This window comes from Pedobacter sp. PACM 27299 (genome assembly GCF_001412655.1).
In the GTDB taxonomy this organism is placed as follows: Bacteria; Bacteroidota; Bacteroidia; order Sphingobacteriales; family Sphingobacteriaceae; genus Pedobacter.
On the sequence record NZ_CP012996.1, the window covers coordinates 113,473 to 133,689 of the forward strand.

Consider the following 20,217-nt stretch of genomic DNA (forward strand, 5'->3'; position numbering starts at 1 on the left):
TTTAAATTTTTAGGTTATTAAATGATCCTGTTAAATGCCCACTTTTAGAGATAGCGTGATCTGCTTAGGAATCGGCATTGCCACCCCACCAGAACTAAAGAATTCCGGATCCTGACCTTTCAATTTCTTATCCGCATAGATCAACCATAGGTTATTTCCCACCAATGACAGCGACAAATTATTCCCACCAATCGATTTAATCCACTTTGCAGGGAGGTTGTAAGCCAATGAAACGCTTTTTAAACGTACAAATGAGCCATCAGCAACGCGATCTGTAGAGTAGTTGTAAGCGGTGTAAGGATATTTTCCATTTAAGGCATTTTGCAACAGGTAATCTGCAACAGAAGGGACATTTGTTGCATTTTGATCCAATGGCAATGACCATCTGTTTAAGAATTCTTTAGGCAAAGCATCATCGTCAGAATATCTGGCCTGGAATGCATTGTTCAGACGGATTTTATTGCCTGCCTGATAAGATACAAATACGTTTAAAGTGAAATCTTTGTAGCTGAAATTGTTCATTAAACCACCGGTAATGGTTGGATCTACGGAACCTTCATATTTCAGGAAACCACTATTAGAACTTTGCACATAAACACTATTGCTGACTTCCCCATCTTCGTTTACAAATGTTGGCACTCCAACTTTGTCTAAAGCCTGGAAATCGATAGAATACAAACCTCTTACCGCTCCACCTAGCTTAGGACCGCCTTCAGGAACGATTAAGTCATAGATCCGCGGTGTACTTTTCAGGTTTACAATTTTGTTGGTGTTGTAACCAAATGTAAAGTTCGTTTTCCAGCTGAAGTCATTTCTTCTCAAAATCGGACCACCTAAAGTAACCTCGAAACCTGATGAATTCATGTCTGCATAGTTGGCCAGTTTAGTGGTTTGTCCACCGATACCAGAAGTTCTGATTGCAGAAATCAGATCAAATCCTTTACGGTTATAATAATCTACACTTAGGTTAATTTTGCTATCAAATAATCCAATATCAAAACCAATGTTGGCTTCATATTGCTTTTCCCAGGTTAATTCTGAGTTTTCCAAGTCGTCAATAACGATCCTTGGTTCTACTTCAGAAAGCACCGGACGACGTGTAGAACTGTTTTGGAACACTACAGATGAATTTGTGGCACTTCCCATACTCGCAGTTAGTCCGTAACCACCTCTAAGTTTCAGATAAGAGATCTGACTTACATTCTTCATGAAGTCTTCTTGATCAATGTTCCATGCCGCACTTGTAGTCCAGGTTGGCAGCCATCTCGCTACTGCAGATTCTCCCAATCTGTTAGAACCGTCATAACGAGCGGTTGCACTGAATACATATTTGCCACTATAAGAATACGTTCCATTCAAAAAGAAGGAAGCATATCTATCATACAACTCATTCATCCCGTAGTAGTTGAAGTTTCCTTCCAAGGTTTGTTTGATGATGCGATAGTCGATAAATGGCACACCACCTTTGTCATATTGGTAACCGTAACCATTGCTAAAGCTGTTTTTACGGTCTGTAAATTTGATTTCCTGTCCGGCTAATGCGCTGAACAAATGTTTGTGGTTGATTTCTTTTTTCCAATCCAACTGATTTCTAACGTAGAAATTTAGCAAATTGTCATCATTTCTGTTGTAAAAACCACCCTGCGGCAATACGATTTGCTTATCAATATCTTCCGGGTGACTAGGGTCTTTATACAAAAAGTCGTTTTTATTTCTGATGGTATTTGTTGGCGCATAGCGATAGGCATTGGCCATGTTTGAATATTCAGTTACACGGTGTTCTCTGGTTGTTTTCACATAACGCAGTGCTCCTAATGACTTAAAATTCAGATTTTCTGTAATTTTGATACCCAGTTCAGCCTGTAACTTCATGTCTAGCATGTCCAGTTTAATCTTGTTATTTTCCTGCTCCTGAATGATGTTAAAGGGTGCATAGTTTTTTGGGAAAAAGTCTAATTCACCATTTTCATCATAAGCAGTTAAGGCTCTACTTGTATTTAAAGCATAACTGAAAGGGTTGATGTCAAATGAACGGGTATATTTTCCTTCTACTACGTTGCTCGTACGGCCCAACGTTCCTGGTGCATCCTGCTGTCTCAAGGAACCTGTAGCGATTACACCAAGGGAAACACGGTCTGAAAGTTTATAGTCGTTACGTACATTCATGGTGTAACGCTTCACTTTATCAGCAATAGACCAGCCATTGTCATTATAAAAACCGGTAGAGAAATAACTTCTTGCTTTTTCTGTACCCGAAGAGATACTTACCGTATGCTCCTGAACTAATGAATTTTTGAACAAAAGATCAAACCAATCCGTATTGGTATTGACAAATCTACCCAGATAGTTAGCACGATCTTGCGTCGTATTGTTCAAGCCAAACTCACCTGATGTTTTGTCATATCCTTTAATCAACTTCCACATTTTAGTGTATACTCCACCATCTGCATTATTGGCGATACTGATGCCCAGACCTCCCTTGCGGGCGATTTCCGAATACACAGACATCTGATCTGCAGAATTCATGATGTTATAAGTATCATAAGTAGGCTTTAGGAAGGTAGAGAAGTTTCCAGTATAAGAAACGACAGTTTTCCCGATACGCCCTTTTTTAGTCGTGATCACTACCACACCATTCATCGCTCTTGCCCCATATAAAGCGGTTGCAGAAGCATCTTTCAGGATGTTAAAGCTTTCAATATCATCTGCGTTAATTCCTGCAAGAGAAGAACCAATCAGTGTAGAAGCATCACCGCTTGACAGCTGATCGTTGGAGATGTTGACCACATCTTCCAATACCACTCCATCCACTACAAATAGCGGTTTATTCTCTCCAGAGATCGATGTTGCCCCACGAACACGAATTTTTGGTGCGGCACCAAATGTTCCGGAAACGTTCTGAACGGATACACCGGCCACTTTACCTTCCAGCATTCTGGTTACATCAATTACCCCGTCCTGTTTTACATCAGTTCCACTGATACTGGTTGCCGAACCCGTAAATAATTTCTTATTAATAGTCTGATACCCAGTAACGACAACCTCATTTAATTTATTCTGATCTTCTTCCAGAATGATGTTAAACTGAGTTTTTGCAGCAGTTACCTGTGCTTCGATCGATTTATAACCGATATAAGAGAAAACCAAAGTAGCTCCTTCCGGAACGCTGATGCTAAATTCGCCGTTTCCATTGGTAGAAACACCATTTTTAGTTCCTTTTTCCTGTACATTGATTCCTGCAACCGCATCAGCAGCGCCAGAACTTAATTTAAGTTTGACACTTCCTTTTGCCGTAATATTTTTATTCTTAGTGTTGCTGCTGACTGGTCTGATCAGTTTACTCAGGATCACTTTTTTTCCAGTGATCACATAAGCGATACCGCTAGGTTCTAATTGTTTTAAAACCTGGTCAATAGATTTAGATTCGGTATTTACCTCCACACTGGTATTCTTGTTTACTTCTGAGGCATCATAAACAAAGTTCACTTTGTACTGTTTTTCCAGTCTTTTCAGCAGAAATTCCAATGTTTCCATCTTCATCTGCATCTCTCTAAAGGCAAAACCAGTTGAGGAATTGAGTAAAATCAACATGGCTAATAGCCAGGTGATTCCATTCCGTCCCCCTCTTCTTTTGTAGAAGTTTTTAATCATAATTGAAAGTTTAGGTTGGTTAATAGTTAGTTACTGTTTTATTATTATCTGATTATCGTGGTGGTCAATAGTAATTTTATAGGTCATTTTCAAAACATCAAGTACATCGGCCAAGGGGTCATTTTTAAAGTTTGCATTGAGCTTTTTGATATTCGAAATATTCCCTTGAATAGTGATTTTAACGCCATACTGCTGTTCTATTAAGGCGCAGACTTCTGGTAAAGTAGCGTCTACAAAGTTGAGTTCTTTATACAGCCAATTAGAATTGGTTTGTGTGTCCAGTCCTAGATATTTTTGAATTTTACCAGTTTTCTGGTTAAATCGGATCGCCATTCCTTTTTCCAGAATATGGCCGGGATCATGGTCCGTACTTTCGAACATCACCTTTCCTGTTTTAACTTCAAGGGCAATGGTGCTATCAATATTTTGAATGTTAAAGGTGGTTCCCAATACCTGAACGGCTGATTTATTGATCAGCACGGTAAAAGGATGCGCCGGATCTTTGGCGATATCAAAAAAAGCTTCTCCCTTTAAAAGAAAGAATTTTCGCTGCGATTTACTGAAAGTAGTCGCATATTTGATTTGTGTGTGCTTGTTTAAGAATATTTTAGAGCCATCTACCAGCAGTATAGAATCCTGCTGATCATTAGTGCTTCTAAAGATAAAAGCTTCAGATTTTAGCTCTCTATAGCCCCATAAACCTGCCATACCGAACACCAGTACTGCGGCAGCAGCTCTCCACCATAATTTATAGGTTTTTGCAGGGGCAGTATATTGGATTTTTTCTTCTAATCGGGCAGTAAAAGCGGCAACTGCCTGATCAAGATCCCTACCTGTATAGCGTTCTTCTACATTTGCTGATTGCTCCCAAATGCGCTTAATACTTTTATATTCTTCTTCATTAGCTACATTTAATCCTCTCCAGGCCGATAACTGCGCTTGCAAAGCTGTATCTTCCGGATGGTTTAATGCATTTATAATCAGAGAATAGTGATCTTGGTGTTCCATGCCTTTTTTTAGAGATAGACACGGCCAAAATCAAATACCCTTGCTCGGGCTGATTATTTTTTCAATAATTTATTTGACAAGGAAAAAGCAAGCTACTAACCCCGCCGATATAAGCCCCGATAAAGCGAATCTATAGTTCATTGGTTTTTCTTTTTTAAACAGGTGATACCCAACAAAACCAAGAATAAAAACTTGTAATAACATCAATGGAATGGTGACCAGCTCCGCTACAGCACCGACCACAACTGAATTTATGCCCGCAAGAACGCCGCTAAACATCAAAGAGAAATACACAGAAGACAAAATTGCGGCTATAAAGACCTTTTTATCGGCAGTCATTTGAGCAGTTGTGATCATAAATTTAGGATTTAGGTTTAAATACAAGGTATATTTTTTTACCAATATAAAGCACAACACCATACCCTTTAGAAAGTTTTAACTATTTCTCCAATAAGAACCAACTGAGATAGCTCAGCAAGAGGAGTATACCCAACAAGTTTGCCCTTAGAATTTTTAAGGCTTTAGCGATATGCCCTTCCACAGTTTTTTCTGAAATTTGCAGTTCTTCAGCAATCTGACGGTATTTTAGCCCTTCAAAACGGTTCATTTTAAATACCGTTTTACATTGAGGAGGCAGGCTTTCTATGGCCTTGGCTATCTTTCTTTTCAGTTCTTCCTCTTCCAGTAGAGTATTGACAAATTCCGGACTGGCAGCTTTAGAAAACTGGTCATAATGTTTGCTTTGTGTTTTCTGATTGCGGAGTTTATTCAGGGATTCATTGCCCACAGAACGATACAGGTATCTTTCAAATTCTGCAATCTGATCAAACCTGTTTTCATTTTCCCAAAGTCTTAAAAAAACATCCTGAATCACTTCTTCTGCCAAGTAATCATCCCTAACAATCTTTAAGGAGGTCATAAACAGCCTTTTAAAGTAATGACGATATAATTTGGTAAAGACCGCGACGCTATTCTCCCTGTTTTCTCCTAAAAATTCTTCTTCTATCAATAATGAGATAGTTCCCTCGCCGTCCATATTACAATTATAACAGAATTCTGTATATAATTATATTATTTTTTCGTGTCAAATACTTAATACAAAATTAGATAGAGGTACACATAAACCACCGGCGCAGACATTAATAGACCATCGAAACGATCCAAAAGGCCTCCATGACCGGGTAAAATATCTCCAGAATCTTTCACATTCAAACTTCTTTTCAGCATAGATTCTACCAGATCTCCTAAAGTTCCAAAACTGGATATTAAAACTGCCATTCCTCCAAGGGTTAAAAAAGACAGCTCTGTAAAGTAAATAGAAAGGATATAAGCAACTACTACACTCGTAAATACTCCGCCAAAGAAGCCTTCCCATGATTTCTTAGGAGAATGACGTTCAAATAGCCTTGTTTTACCAAATTTAGAGCCGAAAAGGTAAGCTCCAGTATCATTTGCCCACAACATCAGCATGAAAGCCAATGGCAAATGAAAACTATAATCAGGGATATGCCCAATAAAACCTAGCGCATAAAAGAAACAAAAAGGAACGGTCACATACATAAAACCTACAAAGGTGTAAGAGATATTGGCAAAGGGTATTTTATCCTTTTTATAAAGCTCTGAGATAAATACAGCGAAGATCAAAGGGACCAGCAGCAGTAAAAATTTGGTTTCAAACTGCAGGAAATGATAACCGGCAATCATGAAAAAGATCAGCGCTGCGGCAACCATGGCGATATTGCGGTGTGGCCTGATTCCTGTCGTTTTGATGAGTTTAAAAAACTCCCATAAGGCAGCCAGACTCAGCAATAGGTAAAAAGCAGAATAGACGTAAGGTCCTAAAAACATGGATCCTAACATCACTATGGTAAAAAAGAAAGCTGTAATCGCTCTTGTTTTCATGCGTAAAAGTGTAATTGTGGTAATTTATGCGATCTCGTTATCTTTGATATAAGCGTTTGCTTTTTCTACATTATCCGGGTGTACCAGGATGTGAATCGTTCCGAAAACTTTATAAGAAGAGTCTTGCTGATTCATCACCACTGCAGGAATATCATTTTCCGATAGTCCTTGTTTTAAGATTTCTGCGGTAAAAGGATCTTCGGTACTAAATACTTTTGTCCAATTGTTTTCCATCTGCTTTTAATGATTTATTTTTAAAATATTTGAATACCAGGAATGTTAAAATCACACTGATCAGCACCCCATACCATTGAAAATTGGTGGTTTTATTCGCTTCCGACAAAGGTATATTGTTTTTTTGCATATACCATGCTCCGGTTACGGCATAAGCGTTATTTACAAAATGGGCGAACATAGAGTACCACAAGCTCTGCGTCCAGAAGTAAATGTAACCAAAGGCTGCCCCAAGAAGTAAACGCGGTAAAAACCCATAAAACTGGATGTGGATCGCACTAAAAATGAAGGCAGTGAACCAGATTACAAAATGCGGGTTTTGAAACATTCTACCCAGAGATCGCTGAATAGCGCCTCTAAAGATCATTTCCTCGGCAATGGCAGGCAAAATAGCAATCAACAAAATACTGATTAAATAATCCCCAATATCGTTAATCTTTAAAAGATTTACCATGGTTTCCGTGTTCTTATCCTCCTGAGCCCTCATCCATTCTTCCACTGGTTTCAAAAACCCAGGCAGTACCATTTTCATGTTCACCATGGTGACCCATTCCAATATCGGCATAGAAAATACCATCATCAGGATCACTAAAAGCAGTAATTCTACCTTTACTTTCTTGAAACCATAGAACTCAGGAACGCGCTGCTTTTCTCCCCAGGCCAGCACGAGAGCTGGCAATAGAAAAAGTCCGATTTGCTGCATCCCTATAAATATCCTCATGGTGACCAAATTTTTAGGATGACCAGGATTCAGCCAATCAGCATTGAACATTTCTCCATACCAAAAGTACAAGCTCAAAACTGAGGCTAGACTTGCCAGTATAATCCCTGCAATGGCGTATAAACCCAGGGTAAGTAATTGTACATAAGGACTTTTTTCAAGTCTTTCCTGATCAATAAAATTCATTATTTGTAATATTTGTACCTTTGTCCTTTGATTTAAGGTTTGAAGATAGAGAAATGTCTGTAAAGATAGGAAATATAGATCTGGGAGAGTTCCCACTTTTGCTTGCACCAATGGAAGATGTAAGTGACCCTCCATTCCGTTTTGTATGTAAACAAAGCGGCGTGGATATGATGTACACGGAGTTTATCTCTTCTGAGGGCCTCATTAGAGACGCCGCAAAGAGCAGGGCAAAACTGGATATTTTCGAATATGAACGTCCGATCGGCATCCAGATTTTTGGAAGCGAAATTGACCACATGCGCGAAGCAACAGAGATTGCAACACTCGCAGGACCAGACCTGATGGACATTAATTATGGCTGTCCGGTCAAAAATGTAGCCTGTCGCGGAGCCGGATCCGCTTTATTACAAGATATTGACAAAATGGTAAAAATGACGGAGGCCGTAGTTAAAGCAACGCATTTGCCGGTTACTGTTAAAACCCGTTTGGGATGGGATGATACGACCAAAAATGTGGAAGAAGTTGCCGAACGTTTACAAGATATTGGTATTCAAGCTTTAACTATACATGGCAGAACACGTGCACAATTGTACAAAGGTGCTGCCGACTGGACTTTAATCCGTGAAATCAAAAGAAATCCAAGGATAAAGATTCCTATTTTTGGAAATGGTGATGTAGACAGCATTCAAAAAGCAGCAGACTGGCGATTGGAATATGAAGTGGATGGCATCATGATCGGCAGAGCAGCCATCGGATATCCATGGATTTTCAGAGAAATCAGACATTTTTTCAAAACTGGGGAAATTCTTGCAGGACCAACCGTTGAAGAACGTGTCAATGTATGCCGAACACATTTTGAAAAATCTATCGACTGGAAAGGTCCAAGAGTAGGTGTATTTGAAATGAGACGCCATTATGCCAATTATTTTAAAGGTTTACCAGACTTCAAACCTTACAGAATGTTATTGGTCAAAGAAGAAAATATAGAAATTATTCATAGCATTTTAGACGAAGTGGCAGATAAATACCATAACATTTCCCCTGTCGGAGAAATGGCGTGATTTTTGAAAAACACTCTCTAATTAATTAATTAAAATGGTTACAGCAATCACTCAGGGCGTTAAAATATCAGTAGAAACCATGTACCAGGATGAATATTCTAATCCTGGAAATGAACATTTTATGTTTGCTTATCAAATTACTATTGAAAATTTATCTGATTATGCCGTTCAATTGATGAGGAGACAGTGGTTTATTTTTGATTCTAATGGAACAGAGCGTGAAGTAGAAGGTGAAGGTGTGGTTGGTCTTCAACCCGTAATTGAACCTGGTACGAGTTATACATACGTTTCTGGGAGCCATTTAAATACGGATATGGGCTCGATGAAAGGAAATTACCTCATGCACCGCCTCGTTGATCAAACTGATTTCACCGTAGATATTCCAGAATTTAACCTGATTGTGCCTTATCGCCTGAATTAACCAGGACGATAAATATTAATATTTATTGCGTCCGAATAACATGGAAGCATAATAGATTAAATTGGCTAATGCGCCAAGTGCGGCGACTACATAGGTCAATGCTGCCCACCAAAGCGCATCTTTGGCCTGTTTATTTTCTTCCGGCGTATTCATTACCCCATTGTTATTTTTCAGCCAGATCAATGCTCTATGACTCGCATCAAATTCTACAGGCAAGGTAATGATGCTAAAGATTGTCAATAAAGCTAAACCGATTACCCCAATACTCAATACAAAAGGATTTCCTGTAAAGCCAATTAACAATACCCCCAAGATCAATACCCATTGCAATAAGGTAGAAGATATGCTCACTAAAGGCACCATACTTGTCCTCAGTTGCAACCAATGGTAAGATTTGGCATGCTGTACTGCATGGCCGCATTCATGAGCTGCAACCGCTGCAGCAGCCACGCTTCTGCCATGGTATACATCCGTACTCAAATTCACTGTTTTATCTGCAGGATTGTAATGATCCGTTAATTGTCCATCCGCATTCATTACCCTCACATCGTATATTCCGTAGTCGTGAAGCATCTTTTCCGCCACCTCTTTTCCCGAAAACCCCGAGCTTAAACGCATCTCCGTGTACTTTGAAAATTTACTTCTAAATTTCCATTGTACATACATGCTAATCAATAAGATCGGGATAATTAAAAATAAATAAGTTCCCATTTTCGTAATGTATGTTTTTCAATTATTTCAAATCAAAAAACGAGCCTAAATCCTGATCATTAATAAATAATCTTAAAAAGTGTAAAATGAATAACCGTTTATTTACGATGATCACTTGCAGGAACGTTTTAATTTTTTCATTTTTGATAAAAATATTAGTATGGAAATAGCAATCGTCGTATTATTGATCATAATATTAGTAGCAATTATAGTATTGTTTCTAAAAAAACCAGCCAGCGGAAATCAACACATTGCATTGCTAGCTCTAAAAGAAGAAGAGCATCAAAAATCATTAAACTGGTTAAAAGAGGAAAAATTGAGGTTGGAAGATGAGCTGAACGACCTGCGGAGTAATTTCCTTTTAGAGCGCAGTAAAGTAATTAAATCCGAGGAAACACTCGTTGCACAAAGAGACAAACAAGCGGAACAAGAAAAATATATCGCCGAATTACAGCAGCGTTTTAAACTAGAGTTTGAAAATATTGCCAATAAAGTGCTGGAGGAAAAAACAGCCAAATTTACCGAGCAAAACAGAACCAATCTTGACCTCATTCTGAATCCTTTTAAAGAGAATATCAAAGCTTTTGAAGAGAAGGTAGATAAGGTGTATAAATCAGAATCAGATGAAAGAAACATCCTTAAAGGAGTTATTTCGCAACTCATGGACCAGAGTAAGCAAATTCAGGAGGATGCCAACAACCTAACGAAAGCACTCAAAGGAGATGCTAAAAAACAAGGAAACTGGGGAGAGGTGATTCTCGAAAGGGTATTAGAGCGTTCCGGTTTAATCAAAGACAGAGAGTATAGGATACAGGCCAGTTTAAGCGCAGCAGAAGGGAGCAGGATGCAGCCTGATGTGATCATTGACCTTCCAGATGATAAACATGTAGTAGTCGATTCTAAGGTCTCCCTGGTGGCTTACGAACGACTGGTTACCGCTGACACTGATCTGGAAAAAGAAACTTATTTAAAACAGCATTTACTCTCTATAAAAAACCATATTCAAGGATTATCAGGCAAAAATTACCAGGAACTGTACCAGATCAACTCTCCCGATTTTGTACTCCTGTTTATTCCTATAGAATCGTCTTTTGGCATTGCAGTTCAGCAAGATGCAGAATTATTTAACTATGCCTGGGATAGAAAAGTAGTCCTCGTGAGTCCTTCTACTTTACTGGCAACTTTACGTACCATCGCCAGCATCTGGAAACAAGAAAGACAGAATAGAAATGTACTGGAAATTGCCAGATTGAGCGGCAGTATGTACGATAAATTTGTAGGATTTTTAACAGATATGGAGAGTATTGGAAGGAACATCCGACAAAGTCAGGATGCCTATGATAAAGCCTTAAATAAGTTGTCTACCGGAACGGGAAACCTATCCAGTACTTCAGAAAAAATCAAAAAATTAGGTGCCAAAGCAACAAAGCAAATTGACACCAAATTTTTAGATCCTTTAGTTGCTGAGGAGGACAGCTTATAATTTAAATGCGTTCCATCCCTGTGCTTTCAATTCATGAACCACATTGGACTTGGAAATCATTTTACAACCAGAGTTTTTATCCGTGATGTGACCGATAATGCTGATGTCTACATCATTTTTTAACTTCGTGTAATCGTCTTGTTTAATGGTAAATAACAATTCGTAATCTTCCCCGCCATTTAACGCGCAAACCGTTGGATCTAAGCCCAATTCTCTTGCCGTTTCATAGGTCATCGGGTCAATTGGAATCTTTTCTTCGTATAAAGTACAGCCTTTTTCCGACTGCTGGCAGATGTGCATGATCTCTGAAGCCAGGCCATCAGAAACGTCTATCATCGAGGTAGGAATAATTTCCATTTGCGCCAATAAATCAACAATGTCTCTTCTTCCTTCCGGCTTCAGCTGACGTTCAATAATATAGTCTTTCCCTTCCAGATCTGGCTGAATATTAGGGTTTTCCAAAAATATTTGTTTCTCTCTTTCCAGGATTTGCAAGCCCACATAAGCACCTCCTAAATCTCCGGAAACACATAGAAGATCGCCTTCCTCTGCACCACTTCTGTACACAATATCTTTCTTTTCTGCATAACCAATACTGGTTACGCTGATCACCAATCCTTGTTTGCTCGAAGAAGTATCCCCGCCAATCAAGTCAATGTTGAATTTATTACAGGCCAATTCAATGCCTTTATAAATTTCTTCTACCGCTTCCAAAGGAAATTTACTGGAAATTCCAATTGAAACTGTAATCTGAGTCGCAATACCGTTCATGGCATAAATGTCACTCAAATTCACTTGAACAGCTTTAAAACCTAAGTGCATTAAGGGTACATAAGCCAGGTCAAAATGGATGCCTTCCAACAGTAAATCTGTTGAAATCAACATCTCTTTATCTGGAAAACTCAATACTGCTGCATCGTCCCCAACTCCCTTAATACTGCTTTCATGCCTGATCTTAAAGTTCTCAGTCAGGTGTTTTATCAGACCAAATTCTCCAAGTTCTCCGATGTCGGTGCGCTCTTTATTCTCAAACATATATTTTATATCTATTGAATTTTAACTTTCACTATTTACTTATTTTCCTTATAATTATCATTAATCTGCAGGAGAATCGCGTATTTTTAAATTATAAACCCAAAGCTGCGGATATCTCCAGCATTCTTTCAATTGGTTTACGTGCTTGCACAATAATATCAGCAGGAACGGTTACTTCAGGACTTCCATTTTTTAAACATAAATAGAGTTTTTCCAAAGTATTTCTTTTCATATAAGGACAATCATTACAAGCACAGTTATTATTTGGTGGTGCCGGAATAAATGTTTTTGTTGGATTTGCCTTCTCCATCTGGTGGATAATTCCGCTTTCCGTTGCTACAATAAATTCCTGAGCCTCACTTTTTGTACTGTAATTCAATAATCCCGTAGTCGATCCAATGTAATCTGCCAGTTCCAAAACGGCTTCTTCACACTCCGGATGTGCAATAAACTTCGCATTGGGGTGACGAGATTTCAATCTGGTGATTTTTTCTCTTGAAAAAATCTCGTGGACCATACACGCACCATTCCAGAGCACTAAATTTCTGCCTGTTTTCTTAGCCACCCAGGCGCCTAAGTTTTTGTCCGGGCCAAAAATGATCTTCGTGTCCTTCGGAAGACTCTCGACAATTTGTACCGCATTTGTAGAGGTACAAACAATATCGCTCATTGCCTTCAATTCAGCCGTACAATTCACATAGGTAATCACCACATGATCAGGGTGTTTCTCTTTGAATTTTTTAAACAAGTGCGGCGGACAGCTATCAGCCAGCGAGCATCCTGCTTTCAAATCTGGCAGCAAAACCGTTTTCTCAGGCGAAAGAATCTTGGCAGTTTCTGCCATAAAATGAACTCCTGCAAACACAATCACCTCAGCATCAGTTCTTGCCGCTTCTTGTGATAGTCCTAAACTGTCCCCAATGTAGTCGGCAATATCCTGAATATCAGGTTCTTGATAATAGTGCGCCAGCACTATCGCATTTTTCTCTTTTTTTAGTTTTTCGATTTCCACGAAAAGATCAAGTGTAGGATCAATCTTTTCTTCGACAAAACCTTTTCTATTTAATTCCTCAAATGTATCCATTTTCAACAGTTCAATAAATTATAATTATTTAATATAGATAGACTTCTATTGTTTATTAGTGTGTTAATAACGTTTGTAAATTATTTTTTTTTAAGCGATTATTTGAGTTATTCATAAGTTATCCACAAATAAGTTGAATTTTTAAACCAAAATTCCGCTGATTTACAGTATTTTATTTTTCTCCCTCAAAACTTATCCATAGTAATATGTGTATTGTTAGTTTGTGTGTAAAAAGTGGATAACCTCTGCAAAGTTGCTCAAAAATAACTGAAAATATTGTGGCAAATTCCCTTTTTAGCTTAGCTTTAAACATTCAAATTTATTTGTTCTATATGTTTAGACAAGAAATTAACAATTATATCAACGTTGTTAACAAAGTAAGGGAAGTAGCTTAATTTCAATGAGAAAAGTAGATTTTTTAGTAATAGGGTCGGGTATAGCGGGTTTAAGCTTTGCATTAAAAGCAGCTCAGCATGGTAAAGTTTTAATTGTTACAAAATCAAACGAAGATGAGTCGAATACAAAATATGCGCAGGGTGGAGTAGCAGTTGTTGTGGATAAAGATGATTCGTTTGAAAAACATATTGAAGATACATTAATTGCTGGAGATGGACTGTGTGACAGAGAGATAGTGGAAATTGTAGTCAAAGAAGGACCTCAAAGAATCCAGGAAATTATAGATTATGGGATCAATTTTGATAAAAATCAGACTGGAGTTTATGATTTGGCGAAGGAGGGAGGACACTCAGAAAATCGTGTTTTACACTATAAAGACGTCACCGGATACGAAATTGAAAGCGTTTTATTAAAACAGATTCATCAGAACAAAAACATAGAGATATTAACACATTACTTCTGTTTGGAGTTAATTACTCAGCATCATTTGGGTGTGCATGTGGATAAGAGTTCAGAAGATATCCACTGTTATGGTATATATGCCTTTAACACAGAGCGTAACGATGTGGAAAAGATATTGGCGAGTGTGACTATCATGGCTTCAGGTGGAGCTGGGCATGTGTATAGCAGTACTACAAATCCCGTAATCGCTACAGGCGATGGAATGGCTATGGTATATCGCGCAAAAGGAAAAGTAAGGAATATGGAATTTATTCAGTTTCATCCAACCGCTTTATATCATCCAGGAGAATATCCTGCTTTTCTGATTTCTGAAGCAGTTCGTGGCTATGGCGGGGTGCTCAGAAGAAAAAATGGAGAAGAGTTTATGTATGAATATGATCCGCGAGGATCTTTGGCTTCCAGGGATATTGTAGCTCGTGCAATAGATTCTGAAATGAAAAAATCTGGAGAAGACTTTGTCTACCTTGACATCACCAATCGCAAAAAAAGCGAGATTTTAGCTCATTTCCCGAACATTTATGCAAAGTGTCTATCTATAGGTATAGACATGACAAAAGATTTGATACCGGTTACGCCTGCAGCTCACTATATGTGCGGCGGAATTATGGTAGATGAATATGGTCGTTCTTCTATAAAAAATTTATATGCCTGCGGCGAATGTTCGTCTACAGGTTTACATGGCGCCAATCGTTTAGCCTCAAATTCCTTACTGGAAGCTCCTGTGTTTGCGCACCGCATCTATGAAGATGCTATAGCTACTTTCAAAAATACGGTGATCCCTGACCACATCCCTGAGTGGAATGACCATGGGGTAAAGCAATCCGACGAAGATATTTTAGTCACCCATAATTTACGGGAAACACAGAAATTAATGAGCGATTACGTTGGAATTGTACGCTCTGATTTTAGATTAGACCGGGCAATGAGGCGGTTGTTTTTGCTCCATGAAGAAACAGAAGCCTTCTATAAAGCCAATAAAGTGTCTGTAAAACTCTGCGAATTGCGCAATGTAATCCAGGTTGCCTTCACGATTATTAAGTCTGCAAAAGCCAGAAAAGAGAGCAGAGGACTACATTATACGACTGATTATCCAGTGCATTCAGCACAATTAACCGATACAATTTTTTAGAAAATGGCAGTGATATTACCAGTGAAAGATAAGCACCCGAAATGGGCAGAAAATTGTTTTATTGCACCAAATGCGACGATTGTTGGCGACGTAACCATGGGTAGTAACTGTTCTGTCTGGTTTAATGCAGTGATCCGTGGGGACGTAAATAGCATAACTATTGGTCACGATAGTAATATTCAGGATGGCGCAGTAATCCATGCCACCTATTTGAAAGCAGCAACAGTGATTGGAAATAGAGTTTCCATTGGACACAATGCGATAGTTCATGGCTGTATTTTGAAAGACCATATCCTGATCGGTATGGGCGCCATTGTGATGGACAATGCGATAGTAGAAGATTACTGTATTATTGCAGCAGGAGCCGTTGTATTAGAAAATACGCATTGCGAATCCGGGTATATCTATGCCGGTACACCCGCAAAAAAAATAAAGCCCATTACTGAAGAGCAACGGGCTTTACTGAATAAATTGCCAGACAACTACATTATGTATGCGGACTGGTTTAAATAAAGAACCGATCTGCTAAAACAGATCGATCTTTTCTTATTCTTTTGGAATCGTAATGGTTTCATTTCTTTCCCAAAGGGCTCGGATGGAGAGTTCTTTGGGTTCGTTCCAAATCTTTTCAGGCTGCGTACCCAAGGTAACATTGCCAGTATCCCACTTCTTGTTTTTATTATTGTCGTAGGTAATCCTGGTATAGTACTTCCCTGCTTTATAGTTATTAAAAGTAACGGTGGTATCCTTTGTAATGACCATACTATTGACCGCATGTTTATTCGCATCAATTACCTCTACGATATAACTTTTGTCTTTTTCCGGAACGATAAGTTTTAAGACTAAAGTACCATAATCATCTTTACTTCCCAATTTGAAATCTTTCTTAAACTCTTTATTTTTTGTGTTAAAGATGGCTGTAAATGCACCCGCTTCAAACTTGAGTTCATACGATTTTTTAACTCGCCATGGATATTTAATATAGTAAGATAAAAAGTCGGTGCTGTCTTTTTCGAGGGTAAAGTTGGTTCGTTTTACGGAATCTTCCAGCAGTTCTATCTTATTGGCATCCGTGCTTAAAATTGGAAAATTGAAGGTCATTTTGAATGGTCTATTCGGATTTAGGGTACGATCCTCCAGGTTATCCGTTGCGGTCAAGACTCTGGTATAGGTTTCCTTTTTCCCACGGTTCAATATAACGGTTTGCTGTAATTTCCCGTTATCGTTGATATTTACTTTTGCAGAATCGAAACTTAAATCGGTCAGCCAAATTTTTAGGGAGTCATTATTTTTACTAAACTTGGTATATTTTGAGGCATCCAAAGCAGGAGGATCGGTGACTACGATTTCTGGTTTTAGCAATTTCTGGTTGAATGCAAAACTGATACTCCCATCCGCATTGATCCGTTTATCCAATATCCGGAATACCGACGCGTCTTCTTTGAAGACTTGAATATTTACAGAATCTAGGTTCTTTTTTAAGACAATGGGTTCTTTAATAAAACCAATTTCGTCTGTGCTCTGCTGATAGATTTTATCTCCGCCTTTTTCCTTTAAGGCGTAAATTTTATAAGTACCTTCTCTTAAATTGTTCAGACTGTAATGACCCGAGCTATCCGTTAGTGAATAAATTGCTGGTCGGCCTTTTCCGAAAATGGTGTCTCTTTCCAAAGGAAGAATAAATGCGACCGCCTCAATTTCCGGTTCGCCGGTGATGGAATTGGTGACCTTGCCTTTGATGCTCAAAGAATCGAGCTTCGGACCTGTTGAAAATACATAGGAGAAATTCTTTAAGACGTTGTTTTCGTTGATATCCGCAATCAGCTTCCCGAAGTTCAATGTATAGGTAGTATTTTTTTCCAGCGTGTCTGGGAACGAAATATCTAAAAACTTTTTCTTCACCTTGAGTAGGGGGGAACTTTGAGTTCCGGCGAAATCGAAAACTCTTTCGATTCATTCTGAAGTTTGAAATACTCGTCAAATTCCAGAGTGATTTTTTTAGCCTTAAAATTTGTCGTGAAGTTTTTTGGTTCCATGCTCAACACCTTCGGAGGCTCTGTATCCCGAGGACCACCCTGTGGCTGCTGGATGCTTGCACAACCATATATTAGAGAAATTAACAATAGGAGGGATGCAAAAAGCCTGAAGTTCGGTACAATGCTAATTTTGGCCATTTATATGCGTTGTGTTAAGTTTATTACTCTTTTTAATAGATAACATTAAATAATTTTAAAAGGCTCTTAAAACTCATTTAAATGAGTCAGTTAACGGGACAATAAATTTCTAATTAACTGACTCTATATCAGGTATTTATAAATTATTTACTCATGTGTACCATCAGAACGGAGATATCTGAAGGAGAAACCCCCGAAATTCTAGAAGCCTGACCCAAAGTGCGGGGTTTGATCTTCAATAATTTCTCTCTGGCCTCCTTAGAAAGTGATCCTAATTGAGAATAATCAAAATCAGGATTGATGTCTTTGTCTTCCATCTTCTGCATTTTGTTCACAATCTCCTGTTCTTTCTCAAAATAACTTTCGTACTTAATTTTGATTTCAGCCTGCTCTATAGTTTCTTTATCAAATGAACTTAGGTACTCTTTAAATGGAGCACTCATTTCTCTAACGTCTTCAATACCCACTTGCGGTCTGCCCAGCAAGCTGATGATTTTAACATTTTGATTCAGGGTACTGGTTCCTAACTCTTCTAATTTTACGTTGGCCTCTATCATGTCGATGCTTTGTTTTTTTGCAAAGGCAACGATGGCATCGGAGTTGGCTACTTTTTGTTTTACTAGGTCCAAACGTTCGTCACTAATCAAGCCTAGCTGATGGCCGATAGGAGAGAGACGGATGTCTGCATTGTCTTGGCGAAGCAATAACCTGTGTTCAGCTCTGGAAGTAAACATACGGTAAGGCTCTTCGGTTCCTTTAGTCACCAGGTCGTCTATCAGTACTCCAATATAAGATTCAGAACGCTTCATGATCAGCTCATGTAAATCATTTACTTTTTGATGTGCATTGATGCCCGCAATAAATCCCTGACTTGCGGCTTCTTCATAACCTGTAGTTCCATTGATCTGACCAGCGAAATATAAATTGCTGATCATTTTTGTTTCTAAGGTTAAAGACAATTGTGTAGGCGGGAAGAAGTCATATTCTATTGCATATCCAGGACGGAACATTTTAGCGTTTTCAAAGCCTGGAATTTTAGTCAGCGCTCTATATTGTACATCTTCTGGTAGAGAAGTAGAGAAGCCATTGACGTAGATTTCGCAGGTATGTAATCCTTCTGGCTCTACAAAAATCTGGTGTCTCTCTCTTTCAGCAAAGCGATTGATCTTATCTTCAATAGAAGGACAATACCTCGGGCCTAATCCTTTAATTCGACCCGTGAACATCGGAGATTTTTCAAATCCTTCTTTCAGTGTTTCATGTACCTCAGCATTCGTGTATGTGATCCAGCAGCAGCGTTGTTCAGTTGGGCGCTCCACATTGGTATAAGAAAAGCGGCCAGGATTTTCATCTCCCCATTGCTCTTCCATTACCGAGTAATTTAAAGATCTTCCATCTACGCGGGGTGGGGTACCCGTCTTCATTCTGCCCGCTTCAAAACCCAGTTCTACCAATTGCTCGGTTAAACCAGTTGCTGCTCTTTCGGCTGTTCTACCTCCACCAAATTTCTTTTCACCAATATGAATTAATCCATTTAGGAAGGTCCCATTCGTCAGCACTACAGACTTCCCTTTGATCTCAATTCCTAAAGAGGTTTTGACACCAACTACAGTATTGTTTTTAATCACAAGGCTGCTCACCATGTCTTGCCAGAAATCTACATTAGGTGTACGCTCTAATGCCAGTCGCCATTCCTCAGCAAATCTTTTTCTGTCGTTCTGTGCCCTCGGACTCCACATTGCCGGACCTTTAGACAGGTTGAGCATTCTAAATTGAAGTGTGGTCTTATCACTGATGATTCCAGAGTATCCACCCATCGCATCAATTTCTCTTACGATCTGTCCTTTCGCTACACCACCCATGGCTGGGTTGCAACTCATCTGTGCAATGGTTTCCATATTCATGGTGATCAGCAAGACTGAAGATCCAAGATTGGCAGCAGCGGCGGCGGCTTCACAACCTGCATGTCCGGCGCCGACAACTATAACATCATATTCTTTAAACATTACCTGTGTTTTTATATCACTTAAAAATTGTTTCACGTGGAACGCATCAAGATGCCCGCTGTTAAGCGCTGATGTTTCACGTGAAACAATAGGTTAAAATTAATCATTTAATAGTGGAGAGGAGCTAATTCACCTCCCTTTTATTCTTTCTTTTTTTTGTGCTTCCTCATTTAAGAAGTAGCATTTGTATTCTTAATAAGGGCAGTTTTGTAGTTTGAATCGATAGAAAACACTTGATTTTCAAACGACAGCAAGGTTTGTGTTAAAGCAGGACTCAATTTAAAGAATCACTTCAAATGATGCCCGCTTAGTTATTTTTAGAACCTTCAAAAATAGCTTGTTCCAGAGAACATTTTTGAGGTTGATCGTAGGCTTTCAGAGGTTCAGTCAGGATTTTTTAAAGGAACAATTAGGTTTTTAATCTTCTTTGTCCTCTATATTTCAGAGCTGGATAGGAGTTATTTTTCTAGAGACATCCAGTGGATAAACTACATTTTTCATTGCTGTGCATGCAGCACAACTCAGGCTAAACTTGAAACTAAACTACCTGATT

At 38.7% G+C, this 20,217-nt stretch carries 18 protein-coding genes; 5 read left to right on the plus strand and 13 right to left on the minus strand.

Annotated features, from left to right (window positions below):
• Positions 1 to 30 precede the first annotated feature (30 nt).
• The 7 genes from AQ505_RS00375 to AQ505_RS00405 all read right to left on the minus strand — a co-directional run bounded on the left by AQ505_RS00375 (position 31) and on the right by AQ505_RS00405 (position 7,702).
• Positions 31 to 3,651 carry a SusC/RagA family TonB-linked outer membrane protein gene (locus AQ505_RS00375; RefSeq protein ID WP_062546346.1) on the minus strand — a complete coding sequence of 1,207 codons (3,621 nt, stop codon included), beginning with the start codon at positions 3,649 to 3,651 and terminating at the stop codon, positions 31 to 33.
• A 30-nt stretch (positions 3,652 to 3,681) separates the two neighbouring features.
• Positions 3,682 to 4,659 (minus strand): FecR family protein, encoded by a 978-nt coding sequence (locus AQ505_RS00380; RefSeq protein ID WP_062546347.1) that lies wholly within the window; start codon positions 4,657 to 4,659, stop codon positions 3,682 to 3,684.
• A gap of 69 nt (positions 4,660 to 4,728) precedes the next feature.
• A complete protein-coding gene (locus AQ505_RS00385) occupies positions 4,729 to 5,016 on the minus strand; it encodes a hypothetical protein (RefSeq protein WP_157262159.1) in 288 nt (95 codons plus the stop codon).
• Positions 5,017 to 5,098: 82 nt separating this feature from the next.
• A complete protein-coding gene (locus AQ505_RS00390) occupies positions 5,099 to 5,695 on the minus strand; it encodes an RNA polymerase sigma-70 factor (protein WP_062546349.1) in 597 nt (198 codons plus the stop codon).
• Between the two features lie 56 nt (positions 5,696 to 5,751).
• Positions 5,752 to 6,561, minus strand: a complete 810-nt coding sequence (locus tag AQ505_RS00395; protein WP_062546350.1) for a phosphatidate cytidylyltransferase — start codon at positions 6,559 to 6,561, stop codon at positions 5,752 to 5,754.
• Between the two features lie 24 nt (positions 6,562 to 6,585).
• Positions 6,586 to 6,795: a putative signal transducing protein gene (locus AQ505_RS00400; protein ID WP_062546351.1), complete on the minus strand. Its 210-nt coding sequence runs from the start codon at positions 6,793 to 6,795 to the stop codon at positions 6,586 to 6,588.
• Positions 6,767 to 7,702, minus strand: coding sequence for a CPBP family intramembrane glutamic endopeptidase (locus AQ505_RS00405; protein ID WP_062546352.1), 936 nt, complete (start codon positions 7,700 to 7,702; stop codon positions 6,767 to 6,769). Before AQ505_RS00405 ends, AQ505_RS00400 begins: the two co-directional genes overlap by 29 nt.
• Before the next feature lie 53 nt (positions 7,703 to 7,755).
• Between AQ505_RS00405 and dusB the strand changes: the two genes are divergently transcribed.
• Both dusB and apaG read left to right on the plus strand, forming a co-directional pair.
• On the plus strand, positions 7,756 to 8,763 hold the full coding sequence (gene dusB, locus AQ505_RS00410) for a tRNA dihydrouridine synthase DusB (RefSeq protein ID WP_062546353.1): 1,008 nt from the start codon (positions 7,756 to 7,758) through the stop codon (positions 8,761 to 8,763).
• A 34-nt stretch (positions 8,764 to 8,797) separates the two neighbouring features.
• Positions 8,798 to 9,184 carry a Co2+/Mg2+ efflux protein ApaG gene (gene apaG / locus AQ505_RS00415; protein WP_062546354.1) on the plus strand — a complete coding sequence of 129 codons (387 nt, stop codon included), beginning with the start codon at positions 8,798 to 8,800 and terminating at the stop codon, positions 9,182 to 9,184.
• A 15-nt stretch (positions 9,185 to 9,199) separates the two neighbouring features.
• Here the strand turns inward: apaG and AQ505_RS00420 are convergent, their stop codons facing one another.
• Entirely contained in the window at positions 9,200 to 9,895 is a 696-nt protein-coding gene (locus tag AQ505_RS00420; RefSeq protein WP_062546355.1) for a zinc metallopeptidase, read from the minus strand.
• Positions 9,896 to 10,055: 160 nt separating this feature from the next.
• Here AQ505_RS00420 and AQ505_RS00425 point away from each other — a divergent pair, with 160 nt between their 5' ends.
• A complete protein-coding gene (locus AQ505_RS00425) occupies positions 10,056 to 11,378 on the plus strand; it encodes a DNA recombination protein RmuC (RefSeq protein WP_062550832.1) in 1,323 nt (440 codons plus the stop codon).
• Here AQ505_RS00425 and thiL read toward each other — a convergent pair.
• Together thiL and nadA are read right to left on the minus strand one after the other, a co-directional pair.
• Positions 11,373 to 12,413 carry a thiamine-phosphate kinase gene (gene thiL / locus AQ505_RS00430; protein ID WP_062546356.1) on the minus strand — a complete coding sequence of 347 codons (1,041 nt, stop codon included), beginning with the start codon at positions 12,411 to 12,413 and terminating at the stop codon, positions 11,373 to 11,375. The two genes, AQ505_RS00425 and thiL, sit on opposite strands and share 6 nt — an antisense overlap.
• 91 nt (positions 12,414 to 12,504) lie before the next feature.
• Positions 12,505 to 13,497 carry a quinolinate synthase NadA gene (gene nadA / locus AQ505_RS00435; RefSeq protein ID WP_062546357.1) on the minus strand — a complete coding sequence of 331 codons (993 nt, stop codon included), beginning with the start codon at positions 13,495 to 13,497 and terminating at the stop codon, positions 12,505 to 12,507.
• Between the two features lie 400 nt (positions 13,498 to 13,897).
• On the opposite strand from nadA, the gene nadB reads away from it, so the two are divergent.
• Together nadB and AQ505_RS00445 are read left to right on the plus strand one after the other, a co-directional pair.
• Complete coding sequence (gene nadB / locus AQ505_RS00440) at positions 13,898 to 15,484, plus strand: L-aspartate oxidase (protein WP_062546358.1); 1,587 nt, start codon at positions 13,898 to 13,900, stop codon at positions 15,482 to 15,484.
• Between the two features lie 3 nt (positions 15,485 to 15,487).
• Positions 15,488 to 15,997, plus strand: a complete 510-nt coding sequence (locus AQ505_RS00445) for a gamma carbonic anhydrase family protein (RefSeq protein ID WP_062546359.1) — start codon at positions 15,488 to 15,490, stop codon at positions 15,995 to 15,997.
• A gap of 33 nt (positions 15,998 to 16,030) precedes the next feature.
• Here the strand turns inward: AQ505_RS00445 and AQ505_RS00450 are convergent, their stop codons facing one another.
• The 3 genes from AQ505_RS00450 to mnmG all read right to left on the minus strand — a co-directional run bounded on the left by AQ505_RS00450 (position 16,031) and on the right by mnmG (position 19,664).
• Positions 16,031 to 17,386: an Ig-like domain-containing protein gene (locus AQ505_RS00450; protein WP_231634996.1), complete on the minus strand. Its 1,356-nt coding sequence runs from the start codon at positions 17,384 to 17,386 to the stop codon at positions 16,031 to 16,033.
• Positions 17,383 to 17,658 (minus strand): Ig-like domain-containing protein, encoded by a 276-nt coding sequence (locus tag AQ505_RS27175; protein WP_335337986.1) that lies wholly within the window; start codon positions 17,656 to 17,658, stop codon positions 17,383 to 17,385. Before AQ505_RS27175 ends, AQ505_RS00450 begins: the two co-directional genes overlap by 4 nt.
• Positions 17,659 to 17,801: 143 nt before the next feature.
• Positions 17,802 to 19,664 carry a tRNA uridine-5-carboxymethylaminomethyl(34) synthesis enzyme MnmG gene (gene mnmG / locus AQ505_RS00455; RefSeq protein WP_062546360.1) on the minus strand — a complete coding sequence of 621 codons (1,863 nt, stop codon included), beginning with the start codon at positions 19,662 to 19,664 and terminating at the stop codon, positions 17,802 to 17,804.
• Positions 19,665 to 20,217: the final 553 nt, after the last annotated feature.